The sequence below is a fragment of the Pseudomonas sp. 1912-s genome, assembly GCF_029269205.1.
In the GTDB taxonomy this organism is placed as follows: Bacteria; Pseudomonadota; Gammaproteobacteria; order Pseudomonadales; family Pseudomonadaceae; genus Aquipseudomonas.
The window spans coordinates 514211-534546 of record NZ_JARIXR010000001.1; the positions used below are offsets into that span (position 1 = coordinate 514211).

At 61.9% G+C, this 20336-nt stretch carries 19 protein-coding genes; 8 read left to right on the plus strand and 11 right to left on the minus strand.

Annotated features, from left to right (window positions below):
* Window positions 1-209: 209 nt before the first annotated feature.
* Both P3C29_RS02410 and P3C29_RS02415 read right to left on the minus strand, forming a co-directional pair.
* A complete protein-coding gene (locus P3C29_RS02410) occupies window positions 210-1313 on the minus strand; it encodes an alpha/beta fold hydrolase (RefSeq protein ID WP_275963868.1) in 1104 nt (367 codons plus the stop codon).
* Between the two features lie 244 nt (window positions 1314-1557).
* Window positions 1558-1893: a helix-turn-helix domain-containing protein gene (locus tag P3C29_RS02415; RefSeq protein ID WP_201126142.1), complete on the minus strand. Its 336-nt coding sequence runs from the start codon at window positions 1891-1893 to the stop codon at window positions 1558-1560.
* Between the two features lie 57 nt (window positions 1894-1950).
* Here P3C29_RS02415 and P3C29_RS02420 point away from each other — a divergent pair, with 57 nt between their 5' ends.
* On the plus strand, window positions 1951-3042 hold the full coding sequence (locus P3C29_RS02420) for an NADH:flavin oxidoreductase/NADH oxidase (protein ID WP_275963832.1): 1092 nt from the start codon (window positions 1951-1953) through the stop codon (window positions 3040-3042).
* Window positions 3043-3087: 45 nt separating this feature from the next.
* Here the strand turns inward: P3C29_RS02420 and P3C29_RS02425 are convergent, their stop codons facing one another.
* The 5 genes from P3C29_RS02425 to P3C29_RS02445 form a co-directional block, all read right to left on the minus strand.
* On the minus strand, window positions 3088-4347 hold the full coding sequence (locus P3C29_RS02425; protein WP_275963833.1) for an FAD-dependent oxidoreductase: 1260 nt from the start codon (window positions 4345-4347) through the stop codon (window positions 3088-3090).
* A gap of 3 nt (window positions 4348-4350) precedes the next feature.
* Window positions 4351-5922, minus strand: a complete 1572-nt coding sequence (locus P3C29_RS02430) for an aldehyde dehydrogenase (NADP(+)) (RefSeq protein WP_275963834.1) — start codon at window positions 5920-5922, stop codon at window positions 4351-4353.
* 178 nt (window positions 5923-6100) lie between these two features.
* Window positions 6101-7048, minus strand: a complete 948-nt coding sequence (locus tag P3C29_RS02435) for a dihydrodipicolinate synthase family protein (RefSeq protein ID WP_275963835.1) — start codon at window positions 7046-7048, stop codon at window positions 6101-6103.
* A gap of 38 nt (window positions 7049-7086) precedes the next feature.
* On the minus strand, window positions 7087-8013 hold the full coding sequence (locus tag P3C29_RS02440; protein WP_275963836.1) for a 4-hydroxyproline epimerase: 927 nt from the start codon (window positions 8011-8013) through the stop codon (window positions 7087-7089).
* 30 nt (window positions 8014-8043) lie between these two features.
* Entirely contained in the window at window positions 8044-9660 is a 1617-nt protein-coding gene (locus tag P3C29_RS02445) for an APC family permease (RefSeq protein WP_169387653.1), read from the minus strand.
* Between the two features lie 210 nt (window positions 9661-9870).
* On the opposite strand from P3C29_RS02445, the gene P3C29_RS02450 reads away from it, so the two are divergent.
* Window positions 9871-10647 carry an AraC family transcriptional regulator gene (locus P3C29_RS02450; RefSeq protein WP_010175685.1) on the plus strand — a complete coding sequence of 259 codons (777 nt, stop codon included), beginning with the start codon at window positions 9871-9873 and terminating at the stop codon, window positions 10645-10647.
* 74 nt (window positions 10648-10721) lie between these two features.
* Window positions 10722-11198, plus strand: a complete 477-nt coding sequence (locus P3C29_RS02455) for a hypothetical protein (protein WP_275963837.1) — start codon at window positions 10722-10724, stop codon at window positions 11196-11198.
* Window positions 11199-11222: 24 nt separating this feature from the next.
* Here P3C29_RS02455 and P3C29_RS02460 read toward each other — a convergent pair whose 3' ends face one another.
* From P3C29_RS02460 to P3C29_RS02470, 3 genes are all read right to left on the minus strand, one after another.
* Window positions 11223-12143 (minus strand): SGNH/GDSL hydrolase family protein, encoded by a 921-nt coding sequence (locus P3C29_RS02460; RefSeq protein WP_275963838.1) that lies wholly within the window; start codon window positions 12141-12143, stop codon window positions 11223-11225.
* 117 nt (window positions 12144-12260) lie between these two features.
* A complete protein-coding gene (locus P3C29_RS02465; RefSeq protein WP_275963839.1) occupies window positions 12261-13547 on the minus strand; it encodes a citrate:proton symporter in 1287 nt (428 codons plus the stop codon).
* A gap of 110 nt (window positions 13548-13657) precedes the next feature.
* Window positions 13658-14584, minus strand: coding sequence for an SMP-30/gluconolactonase/LRE family protein (locus P3C29_RS02470; RefSeq protein ID WP_275963840.1), 927 nt, complete (start codon window positions 14582-14584; stop codon window positions 13658-13660).
* A 320-nt stretch (window positions 14585-14904) separates the two neighbouring features.
* Between P3C29_RS02470 and P3C29_RS02475 the strand changes: the two genes are divergently transcribed.
* The 5 genes from P3C29_RS02475 (at window position 14905) to P3C29_RS02495 (ending at window position 19768) form a co-directional block, all read left to right on the plus strand.
* Entirely contained in the window at window positions 14905-15846 is a 942-nt protein-coding gene (locus P3C29_RS02475; protein WP_201122768.1) for a hydroxymethylglutaryl-CoA lyase, read from the plus strand.
* Window positions 15843-17042 carry a CaiB/BaiF CoA-transferase family protein gene (locus P3C29_RS02480; protein WP_169387659.1) on the plus strand — a complete coding sequence of 400 codons (1200 nt, stop codon included), beginning with the start codon at window positions 15843-15845 and terminating at the stop codon, window positions 17040-17042. The genes P3C29_RS02475 and P3C29_RS02480 overlap by 4 nt, the downstream gene beginning before the upstream one ends.
* Window positions 17043-17089: 47 nt before the next feature.
* Complete coding sequence (locus P3C29_RS02485) at window positions 17090-18409, plus strand: MFS transporter (protein WP_275963841.1); 1320 nt, start codon at window positions 17090-17092, stop codon at window positions 18407-18409.
* A 117-nt stretch (window positions 18410-18526) separates the two neighbouring features.
* Window positions 18527-19291, plus strand: a complete 765-nt coding sequence (locus P3C29_RS02490) for an IclR family transcriptional regulator (protein ID WP_201122772.1) — start codon at window positions 18527-18529, stop codon at window positions 19289-19291.
* A 51-nt stretch (window positions 19292-19342) separates the two neighbouring features.
* Complete coding sequence (locus tag P3C29_RS02495) at window positions 19343-19768, plus strand: GNAT family N-acetyltransferase (protein ID WP_201122774.1); 426 nt, start codon at window positions 19343-19345, stop codon at window positions 19766-19768.
* A 3-nt stretch (window positions 19769-19771) separates the two neighbouring features.
* On the opposite strand, the gene P3C29_RS02500 is transcribed toward P3C29_RS02495, so the two are convergent.
* On the minus strand, window positions 19772-20275 hold the full coding sequence (locus P3C29_RS02500; protein ID WP_201122776.1) for a zinc ribbon domain-containing protein: 504 nt from the start codon (window positions 20273-20275) through the stop codon (window positions 19772-19774).
* Window positions 20276-20336: the final 61 nt, after the last annotated feature.

Below are 20336 nucleotides of genomic sequence, written 5' to 3' on the forward strand. Positions count from 1 at the left end.
AGTATCAGGTTATGCGTGAATTTCAAAGTTCTTGCACGATTGCCTACGTCGGTAAGGTTGACTGAAAAAGGTCGAGTAATCACGGCGCCAGTGCCTACCGCACAATAACCGCTCTGCTGGGCGGCCTAGAAGGGCTCACCGAAAGGTGGGCCCTTTTTTGTTGCCTGGCATTTGTGAACCCGCTGAAAATCCCTCACTCAACACACGATTCAGTGCTTACCGTTCCCGCCCGCCACGGCAAGGTTACCCAGCACCTCATCAATCAGCCCAAGCTGCCAGTTGAAGTACGGATTGAACGTCAACCGCGCGTGCATCTTGCCCGGCTCACGATAACCCCAGTCCGAATACCAGACCTCTGACCCTTGTTCGCAGGCGCGGGTGGCGTCTTCCGTCTGGCCGTTCCAGCAAAACCGTAGGCTGCCCTGTTCGCCGTAGAGCGGGTTGTCGGGTGAGAACAACAACCCCATGTGTGAGAACTGGCTGATCCGCAGTTCCGGCACGTAGTCGGTGCGCGCTTTGACCCGCTGCGTATCCCAGGCGCTCTCCGGCAGTGTTCCGTACCAGGCCAGGCGGCTGTGTGGATGACTGAAGCGCTGTTGGAAGGTCTCCAGCACATAGTTCGTATCGAGCACTGAGTCGTGCGCGGCTACGGCAATGAACACTGGTTTGTCGTAGGGACGACGCTCCAGGTCCTGGCGGGCCACTCGGCTGCTGCGGTAGAACTGGGCGAAGCCATTGGTGGGGACGGTCATGTAGCGCACCAGGCTCTGCTGTGGCCGGCTGGCGTCTGGCGCCAGCAGCCACGGGCGGGCCCAACTGATAAGGGGGGTCAGCCAGTCGTAGGTCATACTGGACTGGAAAGCGGGGGAGAACAGCAGCAGCCCGGCGACGTCGTCGTGTTTGTAGGCGTAGTCGAGGACCAGGTTGGCACCGGTGGAGAAGCCGCCGAGGTAAATCTCGCCCACTTCTGCGCGAAGTATCGCGGCCTGTTCGTCCACCACCCGGCGCCAGTCTTCCATACGTACTTGCAGCATGTCGGCCGGTTGCGTGCCGTGGCCGGGAAGCAGCACGGTCCTTGCCAGGAACCCGCGCGCAGCCAGTGCGCTGCCGATATCGTGAAACGACCACGGAGAGTCGCCCAGCCCGTGCACGAGAATGATCCCGCGTTTGGGTGTTCCAGCCGGGCGCCATTCCTGCGGCGCGTTCCAGTTGAGTTCGGCTTCCTTGTCGGTGCCCTGGAAGTCGCGATACTCCCGCAGCCACTGCAAGGTATCGAGGCGATACGACTCGAACGATTTCTGGCCCAAAGGCATGGCCGATTCGGCGATGGCGGTATTGGCAAATAGAAGGGCAATGATCGCGAAGGCGGCGCTTCGCAGCATCGTGCGCATGGAGAAGAAGTGGGTGTTGTTCAAGGCGGGTTCCCGGCGTCGCGTAACCGTAAAGTCAGGCACGATAATCACCGGGCTGCCGCTGCTGGTAGTGCAAAACAGTCGCAAGACATTTCGCCTGTAGCGCTGGCCGGCGCAGGAAAAGGCGCCACCGCAGCCGGCATGCTCACTGCTGGGAAAGAATCGCCTGGACCAGCCCTGGAAACCGGCTGTCCATTACATCAGTGCGCAACGAGTTCATGTGGGTCGTGCCAACACTGCGGGTGTGAACAAGCCCCGCATCCCTTAACACCCGGAAGTGATGGGAGACACTGGATTTCGGCCGTCCGCCGTCCAGCTCGCCGCAGGTGGCCTCGGTGACGCCAGCCAGGCAGCGAACGATTTCCAGTCGAACAGGGTCACTTAACGCGTAGAGCACGCGTTCGAGAATCAGGTCTTCGGCATTGGGGTGTTTGAAGGCTCGCATGAGGCGAATGATAACAGGGCTATCGCTTAACACCATAGTTCGATTAACATCGAACAATCGAAAATTACCCACCTTCGCTTCAGGAGACTTTTCATGGCTGCATTGTTCGAACCCTACAAGCTGAAAGACGTGACGTTGCGCAACCGGATCGCTATCCCGCCGATGTGCCAGTACCAGGCTGACGACGGCATGGTCAACGACTGGCACCACGTGCATCTCGCCAGTATGGCCCGTGGAGGCGCGGGTCTGCTGGTGGTCGAGGCGACCGCTGTAGCGCCTGAAGGGCGCATCACACCTGGCTGCGCGGGGATCTGGAGCGACGCGCATGCGCAAGCCTTCGTGCCCATGGTCAAAGCCATCAAGGCCGCAGGTTCGGTCCCTGGCATCCAGATTGGTCACGCCGGTCGTAAGGCCAGTTCCAATCGTCCGTGGGAAGGCGATGACCATATCCCGGCTTCCGATGCCCGGTCCTGGCAGACCATTGCACCCTCGGCCATCCCTTTTGGCGCACACCTGCCGAATGTCCCACGCGCCATGACCCTGGAAGATATCGCGCGGGTTCGCCAGGACTTCGTCGATGCTGCTCGTCGTGCCCGTGACGCCGGTTTTGAATGGATCGAATTGCATTTCGCCCACGGTTACCTGGGCCAGAGCTTTTTCTCCGAGCATTCCAACCAACGCACCGATGCCTACGGTGGCAGCTTCGATAACCGTAGTCGCTTCCTGTTGGAAACCCTTGCCGCAGTGCGCGAGGTATGGCCAGAAAACCTGCCACTGACCGCACGGTTTGGCGTGATCGAATATGACGGTCGTGACGAGCAGACCCTGACGGAATCCATCGAGCTTGCCCGTCGTTTCAAGGCCGGTGGCCTGGACTTGCTGAGCGTCAGCGTCGGTTTTTCCACGCCCGATGCCAACATTCCGTGGGGCCCTGCATTTATGGGGCCGATCGCCGAGCGTGTGCGTCGCGAGGCCGGTTTGCCGGTGACTTCTGCCTGGGGCTTTGGTACTCCGCAACTGGCAGAAGGTGCGTTGCAGGCCGGGCAACTCGACTTGGTATCGGTAGGGCGCGCCCATTTGGCCGATCCCCATTGGGCGTACTTTGCGGCCAAGGAACTGGGGATCGATAAGTCATCCTGGACCTTGCCCGCGCCTTACGCTCACTGGCTGGAACGTTATCGCTAAGTAGCGCCAACAGACGGGCGGCACCGAGTTCGGGTGCCGCTCCTTTCAGAAACGGCTCAGCCGATAGGGCTCCAGCGCCGGCAAGTCCTGGCTGAAAAACGCGGGTGACACCAGTTGGCCAATCAATTCGGCTGTCACCGCGGCCTGCGTCAGCCCCAGGTGCTGATGCCCAAACGCAAGCAACACCTTGCCATCGCACACCTTGTCGATAATCGGCAACGAGTCCGGCAGGGAAGGGCGAAACCCCATCCATGGCGTTGCGTCCTCTGCACTCAAATTACGCCGAAACAACCCATGACTCAGCCGGTGCAACTGCCAGGCGCGCTGCATGTTCGGTGGTCGATCAAGGCCCGCGAACTCCACCGTGCCGGCCAACCGCAGTCCTTCGGCCATGGGCGTCATGATGAACTTGCGCTCCAGTGAGGTGACGGCAAACGGCAGTCGCTCATGCTCATGGGGCAGCATCAGGTGATAGCCGCGCTCGGTGTCCAGCGGGACCTTGTGGCCCGTGAGCGCCGCGGTCAATTTGGCCGAATGCGCGCCGCAGGCAATCAATACCTGGCGCGCCGCCACTGTGCCTTGGTCGGTCATCAACGAGACGCCGTGTGCGTCCAGCTTGCCGCCTACGACTTGTCGCTTGAGAAACTGCACCCCGTTGGCCTTGGCTGCGTCCATCAGCTCGCAAACCACCCGGTAGGGATCGAGAAAATGGCCGGTACGCGGAAAGAACAACCCGCCCTGAATGCTTTCGCTGAGTTGCGGCGCCACATTCTGCACCGCACTGGCTTGCCAATAATCCACCGGCACTTGTTGCTGGCGCATGCGGGCCTGCACGGCGTCGATGGCTTGCCGCGACGCGGGGCGTTCGAAGACCAGCAGCGAGCCGTCTTCGCGCATCAGTTCGGTGCGATCAATACTGCCCAGCAGCCGGTGCCATGCGCCCAGGCTGCTTTCATTAAGGGCGCGAATGCCGGCGACCGTGCGCTGGAATGCCGCCGGGCGCAGGTTCAACAGCAGGCGGGTAAACCATGGCAGCGCGCGCGGCATGTATTTCCAGTCCAGGCGCAACGGGCCCATCGGGTCCATGAGCATGGCGGGCAAGCGCGTCAGGATCGACGCGTCCGCGATAGGGAACACCTGTTCGGTCGCCAGGTGCCCGGCGTTGCCGAACGAGGCGCCATGGCCGGGTTCCTGCTGGTCAATGATCACCACGTGCCGCCCCTGGCGGGCCAGTTGCAGCGCGCAGGCAACGCCAATGATTCCGGCGCCCACTACGGCGATATCAGGCATGACGTTATCGGACATGGCCTAGGCTTCTCTCTGACCGTCGAGCAAGCGCCGCAACAGCAATGGATTGCCGTGTTGCAGCGCCGTCGGCAGCAAGCCATCCGGGAAGTCCTGATAGCACACCGGCCGCAGGAATCGCAGGATCGCGGCCGTGCCCACCGAGGTGGTGCGCGAGTCCGAGGTGGCCGGGAAAGGCCCGCCATGCACCATCGCATCACACACTTCCACGCCGGTCGGCCAGCCGTTGACGAGCAGGCGGCCGGCCTTGAGCTCCAGGGTTGGCAGCAATGCGCGAGCGGTTTCCAGATCGTCGTCATCCAGGTGCAGGGTGGCGGTGAGTTGGCCTTCCAGATGTTCGCTGACCTGGCGGATTTCATCGGCATTGGCGCATTGCACAATCAACGAGGCGGCGCCGAAGATCTCGGCCTGCAGGTTGTGATTGGCGAGGAAGTCCCGGGCCTGGGTCACGAACAGATGGGCTCGGCCCTGGTTGGGGCCCGCTGCCGGCAAACCTGTACCCGCGACCTGAGCGTGCTTGGCAAACTCGCTGACGCCGTCTTCGTAAGCCTTGAAGATCCCCGGTGTGAGCATGGTCTGGGCAGCGCTGCGTTGAAGCCAATGGGTGGCGCTGTCGATGAAGTGGTCCAGCGCTTGCCCGGCGACGGCAATCACCAGGCCGGGGTTGGTGCAGAACTGGCCGGCACCCTGGGTGAGGGACGCGATAAATCCCTGCGCCAATGCTTCGCCCCGCGTGCTCAGTGCCGCCGGAAACAGATAAACCGGATTGATCGAACTCATTTCCGCATACACCGGAATCGGCTCGGGACGCGCCTGGGCTGCCTGGCACAAGGCGATGCCGCCGCTGCGCGAACCGGTAAAACCCACGGCCTTGATACGCGGGTCGCAGACCAGCGCAATGCCCACTTCGCGGCCCGAGCCGTACAGCAGCGAAAACACCCCCTCCGGCAGGCCACAGTGCTGAACGGCCTTGGCCACCGCGCGGCCCACCAGTTCGCTGGTGCCAGGATGCGCGCCGTGAGCCTTCACGATCACCGGGCAACCGGCCGCCAGTGCCGACGCGGTATCACCGCCGGCCACCGAGAATGCCAGCGGAAAATTACTCGCGCCAAAGACTGCCACGGGCCCCAGCGGCACCTGGCGCTGACGCAGGTCCGAGCGGGGCAGCGGTTGGCGATCCGGCTGCGCAGAATCGACCCGCACATCCAGCCATTCACCGGCGCGCACGGTACGGGCAAAGGTACGCAACTGCTGGCAGGTGCGTCCGCGCTCGCCCTGGATGCGTGGGCGCGGCAGGCCGGTCTCGGTCATCGCCCGTTCAATCAGTTCATCGCCCAAGGCTTCGATTTCGCGGGCGATGGTTTCAAGGAATTCGGCGCGAGTCGCCAACGACGTTTCGCGATAGTTATCGAAGGCGCTCCACGCCAACGCACAGGCGTGTTCGACATGTTCGGCGGTGCCGCCGGCGTAGGCGGGTTCCAACGCAAGGTTGGTGGCAGGATTGATCGCCCGGATGGCCTCGCGGCTGCCTGGAATGGAGTGCTGACCAATCAGCATGGTGCCCTTCAGAGTCATGGCGTAGTCCTGAAAGTAAAGATAGGCCTGGAAAAGAAAATCGACTGTGGGAGCTGTCGAGCCCGAGCGAGGCTGCGATGCAGGCGCTGCGGTCTGGCAGGCACTGCGCGGTGATCCCATTGCAGCCTCGCCCGAGCTCGACAGCTCCCACATTTGATTTTTGTTGCCGACAGTAGTGTTAAGCGACGTTCTGCTCGGCCGACCAGTTGGCGTACCACTGGCGGAACAGCGCGTACTGGTTCTCGGCATAACGACGCTGGGCATCGCTCAGGGCATCGGTTTCGTTGAAGTGCAGGGTGTATTCCTTGTCGCCGTTGAGCACCATCAGGTGCTTGTAGAACAGCACCAGGTCGCAGCCTTCGTCGTAGGACGACAGCACTGCCAGCGCCGACTCCAGCTCCCGGGCCTGGCGGCGTGCGGTGGCGTCGCCCTTGGCGGCTTTCTTGCTCAGGGCCACCAGTTGCAGCACTTCCCGTGGCAATGCATTGCCGATACCCGTGATCGCGCCAGTGGCGTTGCAGTTGACGAAACCGTGGACCACCTGGGTATCCACGCCCACCATCAGGGTCACGTCATCGTCCCTTGACGTGATGTGCTCTGCCGCGTAACGCAGGTCGGCAGCGCCGCCGAATTCCTTGAAACCGATCAGGTTCGGGTACTCGCGGCGCAGTTCGAAGAACAGGTCGGCGCGGGTGGCGAAGCCGTAATAAGGGCTGTTGTAGATCACCGCCGGCAGGTTCGGCGCTGCCTTGAGGATGGCCGCAAAGTGATCCTTTTGCGCAGTCGCCGAAGCGCCACGGGACAGCACGCGCGGGATGACCATCAAGCCGTGGGCCCCGACTTTCGCTGCGTGCGCCGCGTGGGCCACGGCTTCACGGCTGTTGACCGCGCCGGTGCCGACGATGGTCGGTACGCCGGCGGCCACCAGGCGCGCCACGCCTTCCTGGCGCTCGGCCTCGGTCAGCAGCGGCCAGTCGCCCATGGAGCCGCAGTACACCACCGCGCTCATGCCGATATCGATCAGTTCGCGACCCTTGGCGACCAGTGCGTCGAAGTCCGGTTTGCGCTCGGCGGTGCACGGGGTCATCAGGGCGGGGATGCAGCCGGTGAAAATGTGGGTGTTCATGGTTTCAGCTCCAGTTTGATTGAAGGGGCGGGGGCGGTTCAGATGCCCCACGCGAAGGGATCCTGTTCGTCGATCAGCAAGGTGCTGTCGGCGGTCATGTAGGCGCGGCCGGTGATGGAAGGGCGCACACGGTCGCCTTCCCATTCATAGCTGCCTTCGAATTGGCTGCCGGTGATGCTCGCCTGCACCCAGGGTTCACCGGCGGCGAGTTTTCCGTCGGCCGCCAGGCACGCCAGCTTGGCGCTGGTGCCGGTGCCGCAGGGCGAGCGGTCGTAGGCTTTGCCCGGGCACATGACGAAGTTGCGGCTGTCGGCCCGGGCGTCGTCGGCGAACAGTTCGATATGATCGATCAGTGCGCTGTCTTCGCCGTGGATGCCCTGTGCCTCAAGGGCCTTGAGCATGGCCCAGGTGTAATCGGTCAGGGCTTCGACGTTGTCCATTTGCAGCACGTGCCCGTGCTCGGAGACGAGGAAGAACCAGTTGCCGCCCCAGGCGATGTCGCCGTAGACCCGGCCATACCCGGGCACATCCACCGGCACCTGTTGGCGATAGCGATAGGCGGGCACGTTGCGCAGGGTTACCGCGCCGTCTGCATGCAGCGTGGCGCTGACCGGGCCGACGGGCGTGTCGATCTTGTGCACTCCCGGGGCGATTCGGCCCAGGTGATGCAGCGAGGCAACCAGGCCGATGGTGCCGTGGCCGCACATGCCGAGGTAGCCGGCGTTGTTGAAGAAAATCACGCCGCAGGTGGCATCGGCCGAGACCGGCGCGCAATACAGCGCGCCCACCAGCACATCGTTGCCACGGGGTTCCAGCAGGCACGCCCTGCGCCATGGGTCATGCCGGGTGCGCAGGTCGTCGAGCTTGTCGAGCATGGTCTCGCCGGCAAGCTCGGGGAAACCGCTCATCACCAGGCGAGTGGGTTCGCCGCCGGTGTGGGAGTCAATGATGTGGACTCGTTTCATATCGCTATCCATTCAGGAGTGGGCTGACGTTCAGGAAGCAAGCTGCGCCCGGCCCATGTCGGGCTCAGGGGCTTCGCTTTCATCGTCTTCGGTTTCCAGGCGAACCAGATGGGCCGGCACGCCGGTGGCCGCGCCCCAGTAATAAATACCCAGCGCGCAGGCGGCGACGACCACGGTGTCGAACGGATGGCTGAGGATGCCCAGGCCGCCGAAGCTGCCGAGTTTCGACAGGATGATGGTCACGGCGTAGAAGCCGATCAGCCAGGCGGAAGAGCGCACCTGGCGGCCCAGGCTGAGGTGCAGGGTCGGCACAAAACGGCCGCACAGCAGGTACACCACAAACATCAGGATTTGCAGGCCGAGCAGCCACGACACGGTGCTCCAGCCCGACCAGTAGACGATCAGCGCGGCGATGATGAATGACAGCGGGCCGAGCAGACCCATCCACTTGACCCGGAACGGGCGCGGCAGGTCAGGCGCATTGCGGCGCAGGGCGGCAACGGACACCGGCGCCACGGCGTAGCTCAGCACCAGCGCGGCGGACACCACGTTGATCAGCGCTTCCCACGACGGGAAGGGCAGGGTCCAGAACACCGACAGGCCAAAGGTCAGCCACAGCGCCGGGCGCGGGATGCCGGACTTTTCATCGATGCGGGTGAAGACCTTGAAGAAGGTCCCGGTTTGCGCCCAGCCATAGATCACCCGTGGCGTGGCGTTCATGTAGATGTTGCCGCAACCGCTGGGGGAGATCACCGCGTCGGCGACCACCAGATAGGCCAGCCAACCCACACCCAGGGCGAGGGCGATATCGCGGTACGGCAGGGCCAGTTCCTTGGCGACGCCAGCCCAGCCGTTGGCGAGCATTTCGGTGGGGATGCCGCCGAGGAAAGCGGTCTGCAACAGCACGTAGATCGCAGTGGAGAGCAGCACCGACAGGATCAGTGCAATCGGAATCGTGCGTTGCGGGTTTTTCACTTCGCTGGCCACCGAGATGATCGGCGTCAGGCCCAGGTAAGCGAAAATCACCCCGCCGGCGGACACCGCCATTTCAATCCCCGAGAGGCCGAACGGCGCAAAGCCCTGGCTGTGGAAATTCTCCGGCTTGAAGAAGGTGAACAGCACGCCGATCACCAGCAGCGGCACGATGAACTTGAACACGCTGACCAGGTTATTGGCCATGGCGAAGGTCTTCACGCTGCGGTAGTTGAGGGCGAAAAACAGCGAGAGCAGCGCAAACTGCACGAACCAGCCGAGGACGGTGGGGTTGCTGGAGCCCGCTTGCGTCAACTCGGGAAACCACGCTGCGGCGTATTGGCGCGAGGCGACCACTTCAATCGCCACCAGGCTCGAAAACGCGATCAGCGTGATGAAGCCCATCAGGTAGCCCAGCAGTGGGCCATGTGAGTAAACCGGGTAGCGCACCACGCCACCGGCGCGGGGCAATGCCGCCCCCAATTCGCAATACACAATGCCCAGCAGCAGTACGGCGAAGCCGCCCAGCAACCAGGAAAAAATCCCCGCCGGACCGGCAATGGCAGAGACGTGACTGGCCGCGAACAGCCAGCCCGAACCGAAGATCGCTCCCAGTCCGATAAAGGTGAGGTCGATCAATGAAAGCTGTTTCTTGAACTTGCCTTGGGCTGACATAGCGGCGCCTTCTTGTGGGTTATTGGATAGGCATGCAGTGCCATACAGTGAACCCATCAACGGCGCCGCGATTGATGTTTTGCGCAGGCTGTGATGACGAAATCAGCACAGTTTCGAGTGCTCGACATGGCCACCGCCATGCGGCAATCTGCTCGCCAGGCACCGCCCGCCGGGCGCCTGGCCTGTCCGCAAAATGCAGGAGAGAGCGTCATGATGCAGAGCGCGTTCGCCACCCTATGCCAAGGGAGCGAGTCCCACCGCCCGCACACCATTGAAGAATTATTGGCAGGGGTGGGGCTGTTGTTGCCGATGCTGGACGTGATTCCCAACGCCGCGATTTTTATCAAGGACGTGCAGGCGCGCTACGTATTGGCCAACCGCACCCTGGTGCAACGGTGCGGCTTGAAGCACTTGCAACCGTTGCTGGGAAAAACCAGCGCCGAGGTGTTCCCCGCGCAATTGGGCCCCGGTTATACCGAACAGGATCGGCGGGTGCTGGAGCAGGGGTTTGTGCTGGAAGACCAGCTGGAATTGCACCTCTACGGCACCCGCGAGCCGGGTTGGTGCCTGACGCACAAATGGCCGCTGTATAACCGCGACGGTGCAATCATCGGCCTGGCGGGGATCTCGGTCGACCTGCAGACCGCCAGTGAAACCCATCCGGGCTATCAACGGTTGGCGGCAGTGGATGAGCATATTCGGGCGCATTTCAACCGGCGTGTCACGTTGGGTGAACTGACGCGGATCGCCGGGATTTCAGTGGCGCAACTGGAGCGCTACTGCAAGCGCGTGTTCCACCTGACGCCACGCCAGATGATCCAGAAAGTGCGCCTGGAACATGCGCACCGGCTGCTGCATACCGAGATGCCGATCACTGAGGTGGCGTTGCAGTGCGGGTATACCGACCACAGTGCGTTTACCCGGCAGTTCAAGGCCCTGACCGGGTTTACGCCGCGGCAGTATCGGCAGGCGACGAGCGTGCAGTGATGTCTAATTGATATTGTCTGCGTACAATCGCCCATGGCCGCCGTTGGCCTGTCTGGTTTACAGGGAGTTTGTCTTTGAAAAAGGTCTTATTGGCACTGTTCTGCAGCCTGGCGACAGGTTGTGTCGGTTTTTACCAACAGCCAGCCTCCAGCGCGCCTCATGCAACGCTCGAAGCCATCCCGGGCACTAACACCCTGTTGAACGGTGGCGTGCAAATGTATTGGGCCTACTACGACCCGGGCTGTAATGACACGGCCGAGACCGGCGTGCTGGGTACTCGCAAAAATGAGGTCAGCGAGCGGTTTTTACTGATCCCCGACCGGCGCATCTACGTCAACGTCATGAGCAGCGGTGGCGCCAACAAGGAAGGCGAAAACTATTTTCGCAGTTGCGCCAACATCGCCAGTTTTATCCCCGCCGTTGGCGCGACTTATCAAATCGTCCAGGCGGTTCCCGTGAGTGGCTGCGTGGTGGAGATCACCGACAAAAGTACCGGGCGGGCGCCTGAATCCTTCAGAAGAGAAGCGGTCGTCGGTGGGTGTTCGCCTTGATTCAATAGGGCCGTGTGACCTTGTTCAAATACCCTGACCAGCCTTCAACGTTTCAAACATTGCCTCCGCCGCCAGTGCATGCACCTTGCGCGTCGGGTGCCATTCATCCCAGTAGTAATGTGCGTCCGGGTTTTCACACGCAGGCTTCACGTCCGGATAGGTGTGTTGGCAGGGCGTATCCAGGTCTTTCAACCCGGCAACGTCCGGAGCCGCGCGCAGCTTGTCGCTGAAGGCCACGTGGTCGAAGTAGCGGATGCTGACCTGGTGGGTTTTAGCCAATGTGCTCAGCACTACCGGCAATTTCTGTTCGAGCGCCTGTTGGTAGCTTCTTGCATTCTCGACTTGATTGCCTTGCACCACGGCCGGCACATGACTCAAATCCGTGGTGCCGACTACCATCACGTGTTTGGCGCCTGCGGCAAGCAGCGTCTCGGTGGCTTTTTGAATGTTCGCCACGCTGTTCTGGCTGAGCACGGCAACCGACTCCGGGTGCGAGAAGTCGGCCCATTCAAAAAAGTCGTTGGCCGAGATGAAAATGAAATACAGCGCGTTCGGGTCTGCCTTGTGTGCCTGGGCGGATTTCAGGTAGTCGGCGATCTGGCCCGAAACGCCGGTGTCGCGTGCCGGTTGCATCCAGGCGTAGTAGTTGCCGTTGCCACTCTTGGCGCCGCCCACTGCGTAGTCGGTCAAGGGCGTTTTCAAAGCGTGAGCCAGGTTCTCGACGGCCGTCGGGCCGTTGCTCCAGCGGCCTTTCCAATACAGCGAGCCGGGCAGTTCCTGCGCATCCTTGACCTTCTGCGCGGCCAGGGTTTTGGTGAAGCGTTCACCCGCACCGTTGTCGGAGTAGCTGTCACCGAATGCATACAGGTGATCGTAGCGCGGGGCGGCAAAGGCGGTGGAGGCGGTCAGTACCAATAGAGCGGCCAAGCAAGCGCGTAGAGTCATTGGAAATCTCCCGGGTGGTCATCCCAGAGTACCGCCGGCGATGTAGTTGCCCTGGGGCGGTTGCGACCTGCGTATAGCTGAGGGCGCAACGTCTGTCCCGCCCGCGACAGTCGCCCCTCAGTTGAAGACGGTGATTGCACCAATCGCAATCGCGGCCAGCAACATCACCATCACCGTGCCCACGGTCCATTTCAGCGAGACGCGCTGGTTGTCGCCGTAGTCGATATCCAGCAGGCCGCACAGCAGGTAAGTCGAGGCTACCAGCGGGCTGAGCAGGTGCACCGGCTGGCCGATCAGCGAGGCAATCGCCATCTCCTTTGCATCAATTCCATAGTGGGCGGCGGTCTGTGCCCAGATCGGCAGCACGCCGAAATAGAACGCATCATTGGACAGCACATAGGTGAACGGCATGCTCAGCAGCGCGGTGATCACCGACAGGTAAGGCCCGGACTGTTGCGGCAGCAGCGCGATCAGGTTGTCGGAGATCGCCTTGACCATACCGGTGCCGCCCATGATCCCGACAAAAATCCCCGCGGCGAAGATCAGCAAGGTCACCGCCATCACGTTGTCGGCATGCCGTGCGATGACTTCCTTCTGCTGTTTGATGGACGGGAAATTGACCAGGCAGGCCAGGCCGAAGGCGATCATGAACAGGATCGGCAACGGCATCAGGCTGATCATCATGCAGGTGATCAGGGCGATGGTCAGCACCACGTTGAACAGAAAGCGCGGGTCGCCCAGGCGGATGTGCGCATAACCCTTGAGCACTTCATCCTCGCTGATGCTCACTTTGCCCAGGCGGCGAAACTCCATGCGTCCCAGCCACCAGGCGGCGAACAACACCCACACGGCGCCGGCCACCATGATTGGCACCATGCTCACAAACAGTTCGGTGATGTCCACGTGCATGGCGCTGGCCGCCCGGGAAAACGGCCCGCCCCACGGCAGGATATTCATCACGCCAATCGACATCAGCAGCACGGTGGCCATGACTTGCAGGCGAATGCCGGTCAGCCGGTACAGCGGCAAAAACGCAGCGGTGGCGATGATGTACGTGGTGGCGCCGTCGCCATCCAGGCCCACACACAGGCCTAGCACGGCGGTGCCGACCACGATCTTGCGCGGGTCACCCTTGACCAGGCGCAGGATCACTTTGATCAGCGGGTTGAACAGGCCCGCGTCGGTCATCAGGCAGAAATACAGGATCGCGAACGTCAGCATGATGCCCGTGGGGGCGAGCATCTTCAGGCCGTCGTACATCATGCCGCCCAGTTGCGGGGCGAAGCCAGCCAGGCAGCCGAAAACGATCGGGACCAGCAGCAGCGCCACCAGCGGTGACAGGCGCTTGCTCATGATCAGGTACATGAAGCAGACGATCATGGCGTAGCTCAGGAATATCAACATGGGTGTGCCTTTTTGTTGGTCTTATAGGGCGCCAGGCAAGTGACTGCCGGCTTTTTTCAGGGCGAACGAAGCCCCTGCGTGCTGCTCGCAGCGTTCAGTGGCGGTTTAATTCAGCGGTGGGAAAACATCGGTTGGCCGGCGTGCTCCAGGTCGGCGACCAGGATCGAACTGGTCGATGAATCGGTGATGAACAGTTGCCGGTTGCCCTCGCCGCCGAACGCCAGGTTGGTCAGGGTGCGGCCCTCGGTGCAGCTGCGGATGCGATAGAGCGGTACGGCGTGGGGGTCGAATACCCAGACGCAGGCATTGCCGGCATCACACACGTAGAGGTTGCCGAGCACGTCGAGGGCCATGCCGTCGGCGCCGCTCACGCCGCCTGCCAGTGCGGTAAAGATCCCGACTTTGCTGGTGCCGCCGTCGCGCTGGATCGGCAGGCGCCACACCGCGTTGCCCCGGGTCATGGCGACGAACAGCGCGTTTTGCGCCAGGTCCATGACCAGCCCGTTGGGGCTCGGGCCGTTGTCGATCAGGCGGGTGAGCCTCTGGTTCTCCAGGTCGTAGGCGAACACACGACCGGTGGGATCCTGTTGGCCGGTCTGCCCCTGGTCGGTGAAGTAGAGCTTGCCGCCGGCGTCGAAAAACAGGTCGTTCACACCCTTGAAGCCTTCGCTGCGGTGGTGAGTCAGAAACGGCGTGATGACGCCGCTGGCAGGATCCAGGGTCAGGATGCCGTGCTTGTAGTCGGCAATGAAAATACGCCCGTCGCGATGGATCTTCAGGCCGTTGGGCCAGCCGTCGTATTGCACCACCAGCGTCCAGTGGCCGTGCGGGTCGATGCGGAAAATTCGGCCGTAAGGGATGTCCGTGACATAGAGATTGCCCTGCAGATCGAAGGACGGCCCTTCGAGGAAGCTTTTCACCCGCTGGCCGGGCTTGTTGGCGCGCACCCAGTCGGAGTCTCCGTCCTTCCAGAAAACCTGCGGCAATGTGCTGAAAACGCGAGTGGGCAAATCACGAGGCGGGGCATACAGGCTCACAGGATTAACTCCTACGGGGCGGGCAAGGCACCTCCCAAAAGGGTTGAGCCTTGCTGCGTTGTTGTTTTTGTTCTGCTAGATAGAACGATGTGCTTTCTAATAGAACAAATGTCGAGGTTATTTTTGAGACTGTCAACCCTGTCTTTTGCCGGGTCGGACCCAGGCGATGGATTCGCTCTGCCGATGACTCACCAGATTCCAATAAAAATCGCGGACTGCTTTTCGGACGTTGACAGCGAAAATCAACGCGCTCATTATTTATTTCAGAACACCGTTCTATCAGATAGAACAATTATGGATTGACCTTCAAAGGCCCGGTGATGACCCCTAATAAAAACATCGACATTCTGATCAGTGAGGTAGGCCCGCGTGACGGCCTGCAAAGCGTCGCCGCGACGATGCCCACCGCCCTCAAACTGCAGTGGCTGACGGCCCTGGCCGACGCTGGCCTCCAGGAAATCGAGATTGGTTCCTTTGTGTCTCCCAAGCTGTTGCCGCAGATGGCCGATGCCGCGCAGTTAGTGACGCATATGCGTCAACGCCCGGACGTATTCGTCACTGCACTGGTGCCGAACCTCAAGGGCGCGCAGGCGGCCTTCGACGCCGGCGTGCAGAAAATCACGCTGCCCATCTCCGTCAGCGAGCCGCATTCCCTGGCCAATATCCGCAAAACCCATCAACAGGTGTTTGAGGAGGTCCGCCAGGTCATTGCCTTGCGTAACGAACACTTCCCGCAGGTGCAAGTGGAGGCCGGTTTGTCGACGGTATTCGGTTGTACGATCCAGGGCGAAGTGCCTGAAGACGACGTGATTCGCATGGCGCTGCACATGGCCGAGCTCGGCGTGGATGAGGTCGGTCTGGCGGACACCGTCGGCTACGCCAACCCGGCCCAGGTGCGCCGGGCGTTTATCCGCTTGCGCAGCGAAATCGGCGCGAGGGCCGGCAGTGCGCATTTCCACAACACCCGCGGCCAGGGGCTGGCGAATGTGCTGGCGGCGCTGGACGTCGGCGTGACCACGTTCGACGCCTCCCAGGGCGGGATTGGCGGCTGTCCTTATGCGCCGGGCGCGTCGGGCAATATCGTGACCGAAGACCTGGTTTACCTGCTCGAATCCATGGGCCTGCGTACCGGTGTCGATATCGACAAGCTGGTGGCAGCACGTGAGTGGCTGCAAAAAGGCCTGCCTGGCGAGCCGCTTTACGGGTTCATTCCGGACGCCGGCGTGGGCAAGAACTTTCACTACGCAGGGGCCGCACGATGAGCACGCAGAATCAAAAGATCCAGGCGCTGCCGTTGGCCGGCATTCGGGTGGTCGAGTTTGTGCACATGGTCATGGGCCCGACCTGCGGGCTGGTGCTGGCTGATCTCGGCGCGGAAGTGATCAAGGTCGAACCGACGCCGGCCGGCGACAACACCCGGCGCTTGACCGGCTCGGGCGCCGGTTACTGGATGACCTACAACCGCAACAAGAAAAGCTTCGCCGTCGACATCAAGACCGAGGAAGGTATGGCGGCGGTGCGCAAGTTGATCGAAAGCGCTGACGTGGTCACCGAGAACTTTCGTCCCGGTGCCATGGAAAAGCTCGGCCTGGGCTTCGAGCAGGTCAAGGCGATCAAGCCCGACATTATCTACAGCTCCATGAAAGGTTTTCTGCCGGGCCCCTACGAACACCGCACCGCGCTGGATGAAGTGGTGCAGATGATGTCCGGGCTGGCGTACATGACCGGTCCCGAAGGCCGCCCGCTGCGCGCCGGTGCGTCGGTGAACGATGTGATGGGCGGCATGTTCAGCGCCATCTCGATCCTGGCCGCGCTGTGGCAACGCAAGGCGACCGGGGAGGGCCAGTTTGTACAGACCGGGCTGTTCGAGAATTCTGCGTTCCTGGTTGGCCAACACATGATGCAGATGGCGACCACCGGCCAGCCGGCGGCGCCGATGCCCAGCCGTCTTTCTGCGTGGGCGATCTACGACGTGTTCAACACCCGCGATGACGAGCAAGTGTTCATGGGGGTGGTGAGTGACAGCCAGTGGCTGAGCTTCTGCCAGGCGTTTGGGTTTGAACAGTTGGGCAGCGACCCCGAGCTGGCGCGCAACACCCAGCGTGTGCACGCCCGCTCGAAAATCCTGCCGTTGGTGCGGGAACGGCTGGCCACGCTGCCCAAGCAGCAAATCATGGACATGTGCGAGCAGGCCGGCTTGCCGTTCTCGCCGATCCAGCGGCCCCAGGATTTGTTTGATGATGTGCACCTGAATGCCTCCGGTGGCCTGGCGCATCTGACGCTGGATAACGGCGAGGAAGTGAAGGTGCCCATGCTGCCGTTTGAAATGAATGGCCGGCGTTTCGATACGCGTCTGAACGTGCCGCAACTGGGCAGCCACTCGCAGGCGTTACTTGAAGAGCTGGGTTATGCCGCCAGGGATGTCGACGCCTTGCGTGCACGTGGCGTGGTCCGCTAGGCCCTTTTGTCGCCATTCCAATAACAATAATGTCGAGGAAACCCGTCATGGCAATTGTCACGACACCTGCATCAGGCACCCCAGCCATCAGCGCCGTCGCGCTGGATGCAGAGCAGACCCGCGTCCTGCACAAGGCCGCCTGGCGCCTGATCCCGCTGCTCGCCCTGGCTTACTTTTTCAACTACCTGGACCGCACCAGCGTCGGCTATGCCGCGTTGCAAATGACCGAGCAACTGGGTTTGACCGCCACGCAATTCGGCCTGGGGGCGGGGATCATGTTCGTCGGCTATTGCCTGTGTGAGGTGCCGAGCAACCTGGCGATGTACCGCTTTGGCGCCCGGCGCTGGATGGCACGCATCATGATTACCTGGGGGATTGCGGCGGCGGCCACGGCCTGGGTGGTTGGCCCTTACAGTTTCTACGCCATGCGCCTGGTGCTGGGTGTGGCCGAGGCCGGATTCTTTCCCGGGGTGATCTTTTTCCTGACCCTGTGGTTTCCGGCGCAGTACCGCACCCGAGTGCTGGCGTGGTTTACCGCCGCCACGCCGATTTCGTTCCTGGTGGGTGGGCCGTTGTCGGTGTGGCTCCTGCAAATGCATGGCATCTGGGGGCTGGCGGGGTGGCAATGGATGTTTCTGATCGAGGGCATCCCGGCGTGCCTCCTCGGCCTGATCACCCTGAAGGTGTTGACCAACCAGCCTTCCGAGGCCAAATGGTTGTCGGCGCAGGAACGTGCCGTGCTCACCGGCTTGCTGGCTGAAGAGCAGAGCCAGGGCCAACACCGCCACGGCTTCAAGGCGGCCTTGAAAGACCCGCGGGTGTGGATCCTCAGCTCAATCACCTTCAGCTTTACCCTGGGCTCCTACGGCATCGGCATCTGGTTGCCGCAGATGCTCAAGGGCCATGGTGTCGAAATCAGCATGATCGGTTGGGTGGCGGCAATTCCCTACTTTTTTGCAACCATTGGCCTGTTGGTGTGGGCAAAACACGTGGACCGCACCGGCAAGGGGATTCTCAACCTGACCCTGGCCATGCTGCTGGCCGGCCTGGCGTTGTTGGTCGCCTTGCAGATGGACACACTGGTGGCCGCCTTGGCCGGGATCACCCTGGCGCTGGTGGGGACGATCGCCGGCAAGACCATTTTCTACACCTTGCCCGGCAAGTTCCTGCGTGGCCAGGCCGCTGCCGGCGGCATCGCCCTGATCAACTCGATTGGGGCCTTTGGTGGCTTTGTCGGGCCGTACCTGATGGGGTTTCTCAAGGACTACACCGGCTCGTTCACGGCGGGCTTGATGGTGATGGGGTGCATCATGTTTGTCGCGGCCGCGATGGTGGTGTCGCTGCGGCTTTTCCTGCGGGAAGCATAATGCGGTGGCTGCACCCCGGCGCAAAAGGGTATGTTACGGCGACTGAACGTGTCTGGCGCGACCGGGACGGCAATGATGCTGCCGCTCGCGCCGGCGATGAATACCCAACGAGTGGCCATGAGTACCGAACCCAACAACAGTCTTGCTGATCAAGCCGGCAGTCCGGAAGGCGGCGTTGCTGCAGTAGACCGCGCGTTTTCCATTCTCGCGGCCTTCAATATCGATCAGGAGAGCTTGAGCCTGGCGGAGATCGCACGGCGCACCGGCTTGTATAAAAGCACCATCCTGCGCCTGATCACCTCGCTGGAAAAAGCCGGCTTCGTGCGGCGCTTGAGTGACGGCCAATACGCGGTCGGGCCTGAACCGCTGCGCCTGTCCCAGCTGTATCAAGCGTCGTTCCGCTTGCGAGATGTGATCCTGCCGCTGCTGGAGTCCATCACCGAAGAGAGCGGCGAGACGTCGTCTTTCTACGTCTATGAAAACGGCAGCCGGGTGGTGTTGTTCCGTGTCGAACCCAAGCGCGCGGTGCGGGTTTCGGTGCTGGAAGGCGCGCGGTTCCCGCTGCATGCCGGGGCTTCCGGCAAGGTCCTGCGTGCGTTCTCGCGCCAGGGGGACGCCACACTGCCGCAGGAGCGTGAGCGCTGCTGGGCCTGCTCGTTTGGCGAGCGCGACCCGGAAACCACCGCCGTCTCCGTTCCCGTGTTTGCAATGGGCGGTGAGCTTAAAGGTGCGCTGACGCTGTCGGGGCCTTCCGACCGGTTGCTCAAAGAACACGTCCCTCACGCGGCGTCGATCCTGCTGCGCAACGCAGCAATCGCCACCAGCGCGTTGGGCGGCAACAATACCGAACTGCGAGCAGCCCTGGAAAAACTCAACCCTTGAGGGGTTGGCGCTTCTGTCGGGTGATCTGGAATTCAACACAGGACGATCAAGATGGACGTGGCAATGGAACTGTCGTTTGAGGTAACCGAGCAAGAGCGCCAGGCCATCCTCCAGCCGCTGAGGGCCTACAACATCAGCCAATGCGGCGAGAACCCGTTTGAAACCTTCGGGTTGTTGCTGCGTGATCCCGTCCGCCAGGACGTGGTGGGCGGTCTCTACGGGAAAATCTCTTATGGCTGGATGTTCGTTGAACTGTTGAGCGTGCCTGAATCGATGCGCACTCAAGGCACCGGTTCAAAGCTGATGCAGGCGGCCGAGGACCTGGCGCGGGAGAAAAAGTGCACCGGGATCTGGCTGGATACCTTCAGCTTCCAGGCTCCCGGGTTCTATCGAAAACTGGGCTTCAGCGAGTTCGGGCATATCGCCGACTACCCGCCTGGGCACGCGCGTCACTTTTTCCAGAAGCACCTGGCCTGAGGGCTAGCGGGTCACCGACCGCCAGGTCACCAGGCCGTCCAAGCCCTGATCGGACTTCAAATACCTGAGCACATTCTGCGCCTGGGCCTTTTCTTCAAACGGGCCTACAAACGCGTGAGGCGGTTCATCGAGAACGGTGGGCACATCGAGCTCTTTCAGTTGCGCCACCAGCAGGCCAAACCCTTCATCGGTATCGGCGGTGATACGCACGACCCAGCCGCTGCGGTCTTTCAGGGCGATGGGTTGCACCTCGGCGCCACAGTGTTTGCATTGGGCAGCGGCGGCGTTGATGGGGTTTGTGCAGGCAGGGCAGGGCCGCAGGTCTTCGTGCACCAAAGCGTCAACACCGGTCTTGGGAATGCGTGGCAGCAGCAGGAGGACAATCAGCGGGACCACGGGCACGAATACGGCTATCGCAAACCATCTTGGGCCTGATCGGCCGCGCTGACTGGCCACGTAGGCGGTCACAATGGCGAGTGCCAGCAACAGGGCAGGGTAGATGCTCATTTATTCGTCCTTGTATTTATTTTGCGAGCGCAATGCCGACGCTGGGCCGGTATGGCCCGCG

What these genes read in the sequence shown, in the direction of transcription:
- P3C29_RS02410 (WP_275963868.1), bottom strand. Translation starts at nt 1,313, where the DNA reads ATGCCTTTGGGCCAGAAATCGTTCGAGTCGTATCGCCTCGATACCTTG.
- P3C29_RS02415 (WP_201126142.1), bottom strand. Translation starts at nt 1,893, where the DNA reads ATGGTGTTAAGCGATAGCCCTGTTATCATTCGCCTCATGCGAGCCTTC.
- P3C29_RS02420 (WP_275963832.1), top strand. Translation starts at nt 1,951, where the DNA reads ATGGCTGCATTGTTCGAACCCTACAAGCTGAAAGACGTGACGTTGCGC.
- P3C29_RS02425 (WP_275963833.1), bottom strand. Translation starts at nt 4,347, where the DNA reads ATGTCCGATAACGTCATGCCTGATATCGCCGTAGTGGGCGCCGGAATC.
- P3C29_RS02430 (WP_275963834.1), bottom strand. Translation starts at nt 5,922, where the DNA reads ATGACTCTGAAGGGCACCATGCTGATTGGTCAGCACTCCATTCCAGGC.
- P3C29_RS02435 (WP_275963835.1), bottom strand. Translation starts at nt 7,048, where the DNA reads ATGAACACCCACATTTTCACCGGCTGCATCCCCGCCCTGATGACCCCG.
- P3C29_RS02440 (WP_275963836.1), bottom strand. Translation starts at nt 8,013, where the DNA reads ATGAAACGAGTCCACATCATTGACTCCCACACCGGCGGCGAACCCACT.
- P3C29_RS02445 (WP_169387653.1), bottom strand. Translation starts at nt 9,660, where the DNA reads ATGTCAGCCCAAGGCAAGTTCAAGAAACAGCTTTCATTGATCGACCTC.
- P3C29_RS02450 (WP_010175685.1), top strand. Translation starts at nt 9,871, where the DNA reads ATGATGCAGAGCGCGTTCGCCACCCTATGCCAAGGGAGCGAGTCCCAC.
- P3C29_RS02460 (WP_275963838.1), bottom strand. Translation starts at nt 12,143, where the DNA reads ATGACTCTACGCGCTTGCTTGGCCGCTCTATTGGTACTGACCGCCTCC.
- P3C29_RS02465 (WP_275963839.1), bottom strand. Translation starts at nt 13,547, where the DNA reads ATGTTGATATTCCTGAGCTACGCCATGATCGTCTGCTTCATGTACCTG.
- P3C29_RS02475 (WP_201122768.1), top strand. Translation starts at nt 14,905, where the DNA reads ATGACCCCTAATAAAAACATCGACATTCTGATCAGTGAGGTAGGCCCG.
- P3C29_RS02480 (WP_169387659.1), top strand. Translation starts at nt 15,843, where the DNA reads ATGAGCACGCAGAATCAAAAGATCCAGGCGCTGCCGTTGGCCGGCATT.
- P3C29_RS02485 (WP_275963841.1), top strand. Translation starts at nt 17,090, where the DNA reads ATGGCAATTGTCACGACACCTGCATCAGGCACCCCAGCCATCAGCGCC.
- P3C29_RS02490 (WP_201122772.1), top strand. Translation starts at nt 18,527, where the DNA reads ATGAGTACCGAACCCAACAACAGTCTTGCTGATCAAGCCGGCAGTCCG.
- P3C29_RS02495 (WP_201122774.1), top strand. Translation starts at nt 19,343, where the DNA reads ATGGACGTGGCAATGGAACTGTCGTTTGAGGTAACCGAGCAAGAGCGC.
- P3C29_RS02500 (WP_201122776.1), bottom strand. Translation starts at nt 20,275, where the DNA reads ATGAGCATCTACCCTGCCCTGTTGCTGGCACTCGCCATTGTGACCGCC.